General features: G+C 43.4%; 15 protein-coding genes. 8 read left to right on the top strand and 7 right to left on the bottom strand.

The genetic code is table 11. From position 1 onward, the window contains the following. Positions 1-2: 2 nt before the first annotated feature. Positions 3-1,067, bottom strand: coding sequence for a class II fructose-bisphosphate aldolase (fbaA, locus tag CCVT_RS03880; protein WP_018136644.1), 1,065 nt, complete (start codon positions 1,065-1,067; stop codon positions 3-5). A gap of 16 nt (positions 1,068-1,083) precedes the next feature. Further along, positions 1,084-1,902, bottom strand: a complete 819-nt coding sequence (locus CCVT_RS03875) for a peptidylprolyl isomerase (RefSeq protein WP_009650011.1) — start codon at positions 1,900-1,902, stop codon at positions 1,084-1,086. A 94-nt stretch (positions 1,903-1,996) separates the two neighbouring features. Here CCVT_RS03875 and nth point away from each other — a divergent pair, with 94 nt between their 5' ends. Continuing rightward, positions 1,997-2,632: an endonuclease III gene (gene nth / locus CCVT_RS03870; RefSeq protein ID WP_018136645.1), complete on the top strand. Its 636-nt coding sequence runs from the start codon at positions 1,997-1,999 to the stop codon at positions 2,630-2,632. A gap of 7 nt (positions 2,633-2,639) precedes the next feature. On the opposite strand, the gene CCVT_RS03865 is transcribed toward nth, so the two are convergent. The 4 genes from CCVT_RS03865 to CCVT_RS03850 are packed head-to-tail and all read right to left on the bottom strand — an operon-like array spanning position 2,640 to position 5,585. Beyond that, positions 2,640-3,923 (bottom strand): M20/M25/M40 family metallo-hydrolase, encoded by a 1,284-nt coding sequence (locus tag CCVT_RS03865; protein WP_018136646.1) that lies wholly within the window; start codon positions 3,921-3,923, stop codon positions 2,640-2,642. A 9-nt stretch (positions 3,924-3,932) separates the two neighbouring features. Continuing rightward, positions 3,933-4,187, bottom strand: a complete 255-nt coding sequence (locus CCVT_RS03860) for a heavy-metal-associated domain-containing protein (protein WP_018136647.1) — start codon at positions 4,185-4,187, stop codon at positions 3,933-3,935. Then, positions 4,180-4,503 (bottom strand): aryl sulfotransferase, encoded by a 324-nt coding sequence (locus tag CCVT_RS03855; protein WP_018136648.1) that lies wholly within the window; start codon positions 4,501-4,503, stop codon positions 4,180-4,182. The genes CCVT_RS03860 and CCVT_RS03855 overlap by 8 nt, the downstream gene beginning before the upstream one ends. Next, positions 4,500-5,585, bottom strand: a complete 1,086-nt coding sequence (locus CCVT_RS03850) for a transglutaminase-like domain-containing protein (protein ID WP_018136649.1) — start codon at positions 5,583-5,585, stop codon at positions 4,500-4,502. The genes CCVT_RS03855 and CCVT_RS03850 overlap by 4 nt, the downstream gene beginning before the upstream one ends. A gap of 96 nt (positions 5,586-5,681) precedes the next feature. Between CCVT_RS03850 and CCVT_RS03845 the strand changes: the two genes are divergently transcribed. The 4 genes from CCVT_RS03845 (at position 5,682) to CCVT_RS03830 (ending at position 8,664) form a co-directional block, all read left to right on the top strand. Beyond that, entirely contained in the window at positions 5,682-5,849 is a 168-nt protein-coding gene (locus tag CCVT_RS03845; protein ID WP_169753837.1) for a hypothetical protein, read from the top strand. Then, positions 5,850-6,746: a tRNA 5-methoxyuridine(34)/uridine 5-oxyacetic acid(34) synthase CmoB gene (cmoB, locus tag CCVT_RS03840; RefSeq protein ID WP_018136650.1), complete on the top strand. Its 897-nt coding sequence runs from the start codon at positions 5,850-5,852 to the stop codon at positions 6,744-6,746. An 8-nt stretch (positions 6,747-6,754) separates the two neighbouring features. After that, a complete protein-coding gene (locus CCVT_RS03835) occupies positions 6,755-7,288 on the top strand; it encodes a PaaI family thioesterase (RefSeq protein WP_018136651.1) in 534 nt (177 codons plus the stop codon). 131 nt (positions 7,289-7,419) lie between these two features. Then, complete coding sequence (locus CCVT_RS03830; protein ID WP_018136652.1) at positions 7,420-8,664, top strand: major outer membrane protein; 1,245 nt, start codon at positions 7,420-7,422, stop codon at positions 8,662-8,664. A 36-nt stretch (positions 8,665-8,700) separates the two neighbouring features. Here CCVT_RS03830 and CCVT_RS03825 read toward each other — a convergent pair whose 3' ends face one another. Then, entirely contained in the window at positions 8,701-9,303 is a 603-nt protein-coding gene (locus CCVT_RS03825) for an MBL fold metallo-hydrolase (protein ID WP_018136653.1), read from the bottom strand. A 114-nt stretch (positions 9,304-9,417) separates the two neighbouring features. Here CCVT_RS03825 and CCVT_RS03820 point away from each other — a divergent pair, with 114 nt between their 5' ends. From CCVT_RS03820 to CCVT_RS03810, 3 genes are read left to right on the top strand one after another with little or no spacing between them, the layout of a single operon-like run. Continuing rightward, positions 9,418-10,170 (top strand): NAD+ synthase, encoded by a 753-nt coding sequence (locus CCVT_RS03820; protein ID WP_018136654.1) that lies wholly within the window; start codon positions 9,418-9,420, stop codon positions 10,168-10,170. An 11-nt stretch (positions 10,171-10,181) separates the two neighbouring features. Beyond that, positions 10,182-11,315, top strand: a complete 1,134-nt coding sequence (locus CCVT_RS03815) for a DegT/DnrJ/EryC1/StrS family aminotransferase (protein WP_018136655.1) — start codon at positions 10,182-10,184, stop codon at positions 11,313-11,315. After that, entirely contained in the window at positions 11,308-12,231 is a 924-nt protein-coding gene (locus tag CCVT_RS03810) for a tetraacyldisaccharide 4'-kinase (RefSeq protein WP_018136656.1), read from the top strand. Before CCVT_RS03815 ends, CCVT_RS03810 begins: the two co-directional genes overlap by 8 nt. The last annotated feature ends 4 nt before the right edge of the window (positions 12,232-12,235 follow it).

Raw genomic sequence — 12,235 nt, 5'->3', positions numbered from 1 at the left:
AATTAGTTCCTATCGATGCAGTTTAGGTCACTAAATGCGGTCTGCAAGCGCCTAACCATACTCTCCTCACCACATCTTAGCCACTTGCGCGGGTCGTAATATTTTTTGTTAGGCTTATCTTCGCCTTCCGGATTGCCGATTTGCCCTTGCAAATAGCCGTGATTTTTGGCCTCATACTCACGCACTCCGTCCCAAAACGCCCACTGCGTGTCGGTGTCGATATTCATCTTTATGACGCCGTAGCTCACCGCATCTTTGATATCCTTCAGCTCGCTACCGCTACCGCCGTGAAATACGAAATTTACGGGCTTGTCGTTTTTGGTATTAAATTTCTTAGCCACGTAAGCTTGAGAATTTTTTAAAATTTCAGGCCTTAGCACGACATTTCCTGGCTTATAGACGCCATGAACGTTACCAAAGCTGGCTGCGATACTGAATTTATCGCTGATCTTACCAAGTCTCTCGTAAGCAAGCGCGACGTCCTCAGGTTGCGTATAAAGAAGCGCGTTATCAACGCTAGTGTTATCCACGCCGTCCTCTTCGCCACCCGTCACACCAAGCTCGATCTCCAGGCTGATGCCAAGCTCGCTGAGCTCTTTTAGGTATTTTTCGCAAGTGCTTAAATTTTCATCAAGGCTCTCCTCGCTAAGATCAAGCATATGCGAGCTAAAAAGAGGCACGCCAAATGCGCGCTTATGCTCACGGCTAGCCTTGATGAGAGCGTCTATCCAAGGCAGTAGCTTTCTTGCGGCATGGTCGGTATGAAGCACCACAGGCACGCCGTATTCACGGGCCAGCAAATGCACGTGCTTTGCGCCGGCTATCGCACCTAAAACATCGGCCTTAGGGCATGATTTGCCAGCGTAAAAGCTGGCTCCACCGTTGCTAAACTGGATGATAACGGGCGAATTTGCCGTCTTGGCAGCCTCCAGGACGGCATTTACAGAGTTGTTTCCCACAACATTTACAGCCGGTATCGCAAAGCCTTGTTCCTTTGCAAAAGCGTATAGTTTATTTACGTCCTCACCACTCAAAACGCCTGCTTTTACAACATCTAAAACGCCCATTTTATCCTCCGAAATTTTATTTATACTCTATTTTGGCTTTCGCGCGAAGTGCATCGCCTTTTTGTCTTATAGTGTTTTGAAATTTCTCCATTTTGACGGCTTGCTCGATTTGAGGTTTAGCCTGCTCGAAGCTTACGACGCCGGCCGGTTTTGAGTCCTCTTTCAAGATGATGTGGTATCCGAATTGAGATTTGACAGGTTTAGTAGATACACTGCCTTTGCTCATCGAAAATACCGCGTCCGCGAAAGGTTTTACCATTTGGCTTTGTCCAAACCATCCAAGCTCGCCGCCGTGAGCCGCAGAGCCCTTGTCGATAGAATCCGCTTGTGCAAGCTCGGCAAATTTCTTAGCCAAAGCATCGCCCTTTAAATTTTTAAGCTGAGCTATGATCGCATTTGCAGTCTTCTCATCCTCGACTAGGATATGGCTGGCACGCGCTTGAGCCGGTTGATTTAGGCTATCTTTGTTTTTATTGTAGAAATTTCTAAGCTCATCGTCACTCGTTTTGATACCGTCAAAAATTTTTCTCATATAAAGCTCTACCGCGATGCCTTCTTGCGCGGCTTGAACAGCTTTTATATACTCCGGATCTTTTTCGATACCTGATGCCTTAGCGTCTTTTAAAAGAAGCTTTCTGTTTATGAGATCGTCTATGATGCGTTTTTTCTCGTTAGGTTGAAGCTTGCTGGCGTCAAATCCGGGCATAGCGGCAGCCAAAAGTGCAGAAATATCCGTATCATTTATGTTTTCTCCGTCAACAGTTGCCACGACAGCGGCATTTAGGCTGATAGCAGCAGCCAAACTCAAAATAGCTGGAAATAAAAATTTTTTCATACAAATCCTTTAGAAAAATTGATTTTAGGCGGTCATTATACCAAATAAAGCCATAACTTTTCATTTAACTTATAAAATTTGATAAAATACCAAAATGAGAAGTAAAAAAGATATTTCACAGATAAAAAGCAGGCTGCTTTTAGCCTACAAGGACGCAAAAAGCGAGCTAAGGTTCAAAAGCCCTTACGAGCTGATAGTTTGCGTCATACTCTCGGCTCAATGCACCGACAAGCGCGTAAATCTCATCACTCCGGCACTTTTTGAGGCCTATCCGAACGTCAAAGCGATGGCGAACGCGAATTTAGCCAGCGTGAAGCTGCTTATAAATTCATGCAGCTTTTTTAACAACAAAGCTCAAAACCTCATAAAAATGGCAAAAAGCGTCATGGCCGAGCATGACGGCAAGATCCCGCTTGATGGAAGCAAGCTGATAAAGCTAGCCGGCGTCGGACAAAAGACCGCTCACGTCGTCCTCTTAGAGGCGACAGGCGCAAACGTGATGGCTGTGGATACGCATGTATTTCGCGTATCGCACAGACTAGGTCTAAGCAGAGCAAAGACCCCCGAAGCCACGGAGGCGGATCTGAGCGAAATTTTTAAAACCGAGCTTGGCAAGCTACACCAGGCGATGGTGCTCTTTGGACGCTACACCTGTAAGGCGCAAAAGCCGCTGTGTGCGCAGTGCATCCTAAACGACCTTTGCAAAAGCAAGGATAAAATCTCAGAGTGAAATTCCCTCACTGATTTTTTGTCATTATATTTCGCACGACCTGTGTTATCACACCTACGGATGCGATCTCGCAGCGCTCATTTACGGAGTGAGGCGAGTAGATGTTCGGCCCGATCGATGCAGCCTCTAAATTTTTGTGTTTTTCTAAAAGCACCCCGCATTCAAGCCCGGCGTGTATAGCTGTTATGACGGCATTTGGGCAGAATTTTTGAAGCTCTTTTAAAACATCGTCTGCAAATTCTCCTCCGACCGGCTTCCACGGCGCAGAGCGATCCTGCACCCGCACGTCAAAGCCAAGCGCCTTGGCAAGCTCGCTAAGCTCGAATTCCATCCTTTTTAGCCCTTCAAAGCTGACCGAGCGAGCGAAAAATTCCGCCTCGACCTTGTCCTCGTCAAATTTCACGATAGATAAATTTACGCTATCGTTTGGCATATTAAGCTCCTTGCTAAAGCTTCGCACGCCTTGAGAAAACGAATTCACAAGGGCTAAAATTTTATCCCCGTCGGCTAAAATTTCAGCTTTGCCGCCTAGTTTTTTTATGGCTATCTTTTCATTTTCGCTTTGCAGATCCTTTTGGCTCATCAAAAGCGCACTGGCTGATGTCGGTATGGAGTTGCTCCTCTCGCCACCCTCGAATTTCACGATCTTGCAGCCGTTTTCGCGTAAAAATCTAGCTAAAATTTTGATCGCGTTTGGTATGTCCTTATGTATCTCGTTTCCAGAATGTCCGCCAGGATAGCCACTCACTCGCACTTCGTAAAGCTCGCCCTGCGCCTCGTGCTTATCTCGCACATCCATCGCGGCAAAGACGTTTATACCGCCGGCACAGCCTATGATGACCTCGTTATCATCCTCACTGTCTAAATTTAGGAGTTTTTTAGAGATCAGTTGGCCCTTAAAGCCGTTCGCACCGATCAAACCGACCTCTTCGTCGTTGGTAAAGAGACACTCGATATTTTTAAATTCGCCAAGCATTTGCATCATTATGGCTACGCCTATACCGTTGTCAGCGCCAAGAGAGGAGTTATGAGCCCGCATAAAGCCGTCATCGTCGTATCTGATCTTGATATTTGGCGCGTCGCCCATGCAGACCATATCGTAGTGGCTTTGTAGGCAAATTTTAGGCTCGCCCTTTACGGCGTGGATGTTGCCTACCTCGTCGATATCGACCTTACACCCGTGTGAACGTGCAAAATCCGCTAAAAATTCTCGCATCTGCTTGGTCTCAAAACTACAATGCGGAATTTTGCTAAGAGTTTCAAATTTAGCCAGAATTTCATCTTTTGACATATTTTCTCCTTATTTTATGATGCCAGGATATCCGGTCGCTTTTATCGCCTCAAGCATCGCGTCTTTATCGACATTTTCATCCGCCTCAACCACCGCCGTGCGCGTTTTTAGCGAGACGTTAGCCCTTTGCACGCCGGCAACACCCAGTAGCGCTTTCCTCACGATAGCGGTGCAAAGCGGACAGTGCATCGACTCGATGTAGATACTTATCGTTTGGGCGAACGCCCCCACGCAAAGTAGTGTGATGAGTAAAATTTTACGCATAAAATTTCCCTAAAATTTCAGGATAGAATAGCAAGCACAGCACGATCGCTCCTGATATGATGTAGATAAACAGCCATTTTTTGCGGCCGACTCCTAGCGCGCAGCTTTTTGGCTTATAAAATATAAAAATACCGCAAAGCACGAAAGAGACGAGTGCAAGCACCGAAAACAGCGTTCTATACTCATAAAGTCCTTGCGTCCAAGACAAAAAAGAAAACGATGTGCCAAATAGCAAAAACAAAAGCGCGGGTAAACAGCACAAGGTAGCGGCAAATGCGCTACCTAGCGATGTCAATATGAGCCAAATAGGCTTCAACCCTTGATCTCCAAAGATGTGTAGTCGTAGCTGAATTCTTTTGGAGAGTAGTAGTTTTGAGTGTTGCCGTCCACTTCGGCATACGGATAGCCAAAGTTGTTTAGCGGAGACTGCGCAGGCTCCGGCGTCAAGACAAAGTCGCGTCCGTAGTTGAAGGCTATCCAGCACATCTCCCAGTTGCCAAAGAGATATTCGCGTATGTGCGCTAGCTTGCTGTCGTCGTTAGAGAGCTTCTCTCCTAGGCGCACCTTCGTAACGTCGGCAGGATCGACTGGTATCCAGCCGTAGCCTTTTAGATAAAATTCAGCCCTGCAGTGTTGTCCGCCTGAAATTTTAGCCAGTCCGTCCTTTGCGCTGCCCATCTGATCGGAAAATCTCGACTGCCCTACCCTGATGCCAAAAACTTCGCGCGCAGGTATGCCGACCGATCTGCAAAGCCCGACGAAAACGGAGTTTATATCGGTGCATTTGCCGGTCAGCTTGCCGCTTTCAAGTATGGCTTTGACATCGCCAAGCCCGCATCCTAATACGCTGTTGTCGCGCTGCATATTGTTTGCGACCCACGTATATATCGCTCTTGCACGCTCTAGATCGCCTTTTACGTCGCCTATTATCTCAAGCGCCTTATCTTTTACCACGCCCGTAGTCGGGATGTGCGAGGTCGGCTTTAAAAATTCCAGTATCGACGGCTCTAGTTTTTCGTTAGGATCGTAGTTTACTTTGCTAAAATCGGTATTTCGCTCGATCGTCTCTATCCTAAAATCAACATTTAGCACTGGTCTTTGCTCATTTGGCGCAAATTCTCCAAAAAGAGTCGGTATCTGCGTATCCGAGATGAAAGCGTTATTTGCGGTCGTGTTGATCGCGTAGTCTTTTACTAGATGCTGATACTCGCTGTGAAGCGTGAGGGGTACCCAAATTTTTGAAATTTCGCCCTTTTCTACGAGCTGATGCTTGAAGCTAACGTCAAACATCCTCTTTCTTGGCTCTAAAGCGCCGTTTTCGCTCGCCAGGATAGCGTTTGGAAGCAGACTGGCCGCACCTAAAATACCACTAAATTTAAAAAAATCTCTTCTTTGCATGGATTGCCTTTATTTTTTCTAGCTGACCTCAGCCCTTGGTGGCTTATTGTAGCATAAATTTTGGCATTTTGGCTGTTTTATGATAAAATCCGCGCTATGAAAAAGATTATTTTTTTAGCCATTATCGCGGCTAGTTTCAACGGTTGTATCTACCTAAACGACCGCGGGGTTTCGACGCAATACTACAACGACTGCAAAGAGTATTATGACGCGACAGGGACGTATCAAAAAGAGTGTCCGCACAATATGATCGACTGGAAATAAATGGATATAAATAAGGCCAGAAAAGCTAAATTCGACGAGCTAAACAGCGGTAAAAATTTAGAAATTTCACGCGCGATAGAGGCGCTTGGAGATCTTTGCTGCGAGTGTGAATTTAACGATACGATAAATATAAAATTTCAAAATTTGAGCGCCAAGAAAAAAGATGAAATTTACGCCGTTGCAAAGTCGCTAAAACCTTGGCGTAAAGGGCCTTTTAAGATAGATGATATATTTATCGACACCGAGTGGCAAAGCTTTATTAAATTTAATCTCTTGGCGCCGCATCTGAATTTAGACGGCAAAAGCGTCGCTGACGTGGGCTGCAACAACGGCTATTATATGTTTAGGATGCTAAATTTCGCTCCTAAAAAGATGATCGGCTTTGATCCGAGCGTCCACACGGCGCTTCAGTTTAAATTTATAAACCATTTTGCCAAAACAAATATCGCTTACGAAATGCTTGGCGTAGAGCATTTGCCGTTTTTTGAGAGTAAATTCGACACTATTTTTTGCCTTGGCGTGATCTATCATAGAAGCGATCCGATAAAAATGCTAAAAGAGCTAAAAAGCGCGCTAAATCCGGGCGGAGAGGTATTTTTAGACACGATGTATATCGATATGCGGGGAGAATTTGCCCTAAGCCCCAAAAATACCTATTCCAAGATACCAAATATCTATTTCGTGCCTACGATAGAGGCCCTGCAAGGCTGGTGCGAGAGGGCGAAATTTAAAGATTTTGAAATTTTAGCCACGAAGCAAACGGATATGAGCGAACAGCGAAAGACGCCATGGATAGACGGGCAAAGCTTGCAAAATTTCCTCGATCCAAACGACAGCGCCAAAACGATAGAGGGCTATCCCGCACCAAAACGAGTATATGTAAAAATCAAAATTTAAGGATAAAAATGGCTGATGATAATATTTACGAAGCTAGCGAAGAGAGTCAAATAGTCTTGCCCGAGGATGAAAATCCGTTTAGAAACGACATCAAGACATCTCCTGCTATAAAGCTGAATTTAAGCGGAACGACCACCTTTTTGGAAAAAAATCACGCAAAGACAAAATTTTACACCAATGCCGACATGGTCGCGGACGACAGAGGGCTCATACACAGCGGGTTTATCTTTTCGGCGGCAAACTACGCCGCACTTGTGGCTATAAATGAGGAATTTTGCGTAACTATCGGCGCTCGTATAAATTTTTTCGGCCCATTGAAGCTTGGTGATATCGTAGAATTTGAAGCTAAAGCGCACTTTGACGAAAACAGAAAACGCGAAGTGCGAGTGACCGGCCATACAAAAGAGATCAAAATTTTTGAGGGGACGTTTCAGCTGGTTACCTTGGACGAGCATATCTTTGACGCCCAGCAAAAAAATATACAAAAAGAAGCCGCGATAAGACGCGCTAAAGAAAAACAAGAAAAAGATGGGGCTAAATAGGAGGCTTTTTATCCGCTTAGCACCTTTTAGTAAATAAACGGTAATTTTTTAAAATATTTAATTTTATATTAAGCTACAAAACTAATTTTATATGGTAATATTCTCATTAAACTTTTATTAAAGGAGTCTTAATGAAACTGACCAAAATTAGTCTAGCGGCTTTGGTTGCTTTAGGTGCATTTTCAAGCGTTGCAAGTGCGACACCACTTGAAGAGGCTATAAAAAACGTTGATCTTTCTGGCTTTGCAAGGTATCGTTATACTAGCGATAAAGGCGAGAATTATAAATCAAAACCAGCAAAAGAAAATACATCAGCAAATCATCAATTTAAAATGATTACAAACTTTAAAGCGGCTATTGATGATAACTTCTTTGGAGTTTTAGGCTTAAGATATCAAGCCAATGACACCTCAGGCCATAAAGACGCCAAAACAGACACAACAAATACAACTGGAAGCTTTGGTGTTAGAGAATTCTATCTAGGCTACAAATACGAAAATACTACCATAACAGCAGGTAAACAACTAATCAGCACATATTTTGACGAAGATGTCTTTGGTACAGGTGTCAAAATAATGAATAAAGATATTCCCGGCGTTACTTTGATGGCTGCTGCATTTGATGCCTTGGCTATTGACGATCCTGATGTAGATGGTGTATTGCTAAAAAGCGGTAGCGGCGGCTTAGATAGTTTAAACAAATCATCAAATTTATATGCGATAGGCGCTATGGGTTCTTTCGATCCGGTTGCATTTAAAATTTGGTATGCAAACCTTCATGAAGTAGCAAACTTATTTGCCGGCGATGCCGCTTTAAATTTTAATATAAATGATGTGAAGCTCAATTTACAAGCTCAATATGCTCATAACGAGGCAGATTCGGACCAAGACAAATATACAGACGCTAACTTCTATGGAGTAAAAGCCGGCGTAGGCGCATTTGGTGCTAGCCTTGATGCAGGATATGTAAACTATAAAGCCGATGATGCAGAAGGTGGAGCGGTAGGAACATCATTTGTTGCTCTAGAAAATAGCGGAAAACTCATAAAGCCAAGTAAAATTTTGAACGGTGTCATATCAGATTTCTATACCAATATCAAAGACAAAAACGACTATTGGTTCGTAAATGCTAAATACGTATATGATAAATTTGGTATCGGTGCCGGATACACTGCAGGTAAAGGGTATGGCTATATGCTAAGCACTAGTGGTAATGATGTAACAAGAGCCAAAAGAAACGAGTGGTACGGCCAACTTGACTACAAATATAGCAAAAAGCTAAATTTCATGACTTGGTATGCAGCTGCTAAAGAGAAAAAAGATGGCGAGACAGCCAAAATGGACAGGATCAGGTTCGAAGCAAAATATAGCTTCTAATCCACTTGATATCCGAGTATAAAACCTGCTCGGATATCAACTCTTTCTTACATATCTTATCCACATATCTAAATTTTCTTGTTCTCTCTTAAGTGTGCTAGGCTCGCCGTGTCCGGGGTGTAAGATAAAATCGCCTCTTAAATTCTTACATTTTTCAAGACTTTTTATCATGTCTTCCTTGTTAGAATACGGGAAATCCCACCTACCGATGCTATCTTTAAATAAAAAATCACCGCTAAACATAGCCTCGCCGATTTGTATCATCGAGCATCCCGGCGTATGTCCGCTAAACAGATAAAATCTCACACTCATATCACCGATCATGATCTCCTTATCACCGCTGATCAAGACATCGGCGGTAAAACACTCGTATCCGTAGCCAAAGACATCGCTTTGCACCATAAATGCGTCATTTTCATTGATATAAACAGGCAAACCAAGCTCGTCTTTTAGGGCTTTTACGTCAAATATATGATCAAAGTGCCCATGCGTACAAAGTATGGCTTTTGCATCTTTTGCATTTTGCTTGACCCACTCTTTCGCACCCTCTCCGGGGTCTATGATGATATCGCCGCCAGGAGTTTTTACGATGTAGCAATTTGTCATATACGGCCCGAAATTTTTAGATAAAACTTGCATTTTTATACTTTAATTTAAATTTTTAAGAATTTTACAATAAATTCCTTAAACTTAAAGGAAAATTTTAAAATAAAACTAGTATAATTGAACTCATAAAAATAAATCGGTACAAAGATGAGAAATTACGAAAGCATAAAGAAAATTTTAGTTGAATTCTTAAAAGATTACATTACAAAAAAAAGCAAATCTAAAAATCTGCTTATAGGTGTGAGTGGAGGTATAGACTCTGCGGTAGTAGCCACTTTGTGCGCGACTGCTATGCCAAAAAACACCCACGCTCTCATAATGCCAACAAGTGCTTCAAGTGCCAAAAATATAGACGATGCGTTAAATTTATGTAAAAAACTTGGCTTAAATTTTAAAATTTTAAATATCCAAGCCATCCTTGACGCATTTGGCGACTCTATAGGCGAAAACATAGACAAACTTCGTAAAGGAAATTTAAGCGCAAGGGTGCGCATGAGTCTGCTGTATGACTACTCGGCCAGCATAAACGCTCTAGTCGTAGGCACCAGCAACAAAAGCGAGCTGATGCTAGGATACGGCACTATCTTTGGTGACCTGGCATGTGCGATAAATCCTATCGGCGAGCTTTATAAAACTGAAATTTTTGAATTCGCAAAGTATCTTGGAGTCGATGAAAACATCATAAACAAAGCGCCAAGCGCCGATCTTTGGGATGGTCAAAGCGACGAGGACGACATCGGATACACTTATGAAACGATAGATGAGATATTAAAAGGTATAGCAGGAGGGAATTTAGGCGCAAGCGTCGATAAATTTGGACAAGATACGGTCGACGAGATCGTAAAAAGGGTAGAATCGAATAAATTTAAGCGACAAATGCCGTTGATAGCAAAAATTTAAAAGGATTTATGATGAAAGAAATTTCATTTTACAAACCAACAGTCACAGAGCGCGAAAGTGAGCTTATCAAAGAGGTCCTATACGGACAAGATCCAAACAGCATAATAGACAAATTTGAAGAGGCTCTGAAGAAGTATTTTGACGCAAAACATGTTATCACGACAAACAACAGCGCGGCGGCGCACCATCTGGCGCTTAGCGCCATGCACATCAAGCGTGGCGATAAGATAATCTGCTCGGTAAATGCCTTTCCTAGCGTGGCTCAGGCGATCCGCCATTTTGATGCGGAGCCGATATTCGTGGATATAAATGAGGATGATTTTAATATCAACCCCGATGCACTCGAGAAAATTTTAAAAGAGCAAAACCACAAAAAGCTAAAATGCGCCTTCGTCACTCATATAGCCGGTCAAAGTGCGCAAATGGACGAGATAAAGGAGATAGGCGAACGCTATGATGTTCAAATTTTAGACGATGCAAACAGGGCTATAGGATTTACTTACAATGGCAAGAAAGTAGGCAGTAAAGACTCGTTTTTATCGTGCTTTCAGACAAATTCTCAAGTGCAAAATCCAATCTCCACAGCCGGATTTTTCACGACAAATGACGACGAGATCGCCAAAAATGCTAGGCTGCTTCGCAACTACGCGCTGGTAAATGGCATCGATAAATACGGCAACCTAAGCTACATCTACGACGTCGTGGATATCGGACTAAAATACGATATAAACGCGCTGAATGCAGCATTTTCACTAGCCCAGCTAGAAAAAAACGACGGCTTCATAAAACGCCAGCGAGAGATAGCTGCGATCTACGATAAGGAGCTAGCAGGCTATCCGCAGATCGCCACGCCTGTAAAAAAACGCGATCACATCTACTCTCAATACATCATAAAAGTAAATAAAAATCGTGACGGCTTTGCAAGAGAGCTACTAGAACGCGGCATACACACGTCTTTACATTATATCCCGATACACCTGCTAAGCTATTATAAAAATAAATATGCGCTTAAAGTAAATGACTTCCCAACTGCGCTAAAGGTCTATCAGCAGGTGCTTTCGCTGCCTATCTACGACGGGCTGAAAGACGAGGACGTTTACTATATCTGCGACACGATAAAAGAGATACTGAAAAATCGTGCCTAAAAGCAGCTTCGAGCAAATTTTACACGCTTGGGCGAACGGATATTTTTATCGCCCAAGCCTCCCTCAAAAGCTGCTGGCCTACGCACTTTTACCGCTTAGTCTCGTTTATACCGCCATCATTTGGATCAAAAAAATTTTAAGCCGCAAAAAAGACTTTGGCATCAAAATTTTAAGCGTGGGGAATTTAAGCCTTGGTGGAAGCGGCAAAACTCCGCTTTGCATCGCCATTGCAAATGAATTTAAAGGTGCATTCATCGTGCTAAGAGGCTACAAAAGAGCCTCTAAGGGCATGCTGGTAGTCTGCAAAAACGGTGAAATTTTAGCAGACACACGCACGAGCGGCGATGAGGCCATGGAATACGCCATAAGCGTCAAAGATGCAAACGTCATCGTCAGCGAAAACCGCGATGAGGCGATAGAATTTGCCAAAAACGCCGGCGCCAGATATGTCCTGATGGACGATGGCTTTGGTAAATTTCATATCAAAAAATTTGACATCTTGTTGCGCCCTACTCCAAAGCCCACGCTAAATTTCACTATCCCTAGCGGCGCTTACCGCTATCCGGTAAGCTTTTATAAATTTGCAGACTTTATCGCCGAACCGGACCAGACGCACTTTAGAAAGAGCAGGATCGAAAATCCCACACCAAAAATGGTGCTAGTGACCGGCATAGCCAACCCGGCGCGCTTAGAGCCGTTTTTTAAAGATACGCTAGCGCAGGTATTTTACCCCGATCATTACAGCTTTTGCAAGGACGAGCTCACTCAAATTTTAAAAGAGCATGAGGCAAGCTCGCTTTTGATGACGCGAAAGGACTACGTAAAGGTGCGAGACTTTGGCCTGCCGATCTCGCTCATTACGTTAGAAACGACGCTTAGTCAAGAGTTTAAAACGCTGATACAATCTAAAATTTAAGCGC

The sequence above is a fragment of the Campylobacter curvus genome, from assembly GCF_013372125.1.
GTDB lineage: Bacteria > Campylobacterota > Campylobacteria > Campylobacterales > Campylobacteraceae > Campylobacter_A > Campylobacter_A curvus.
Note: the sequence above shows the minus strand (reverse complement) of the source record. Positions and strands in the feature narration are given on the sequence as shown.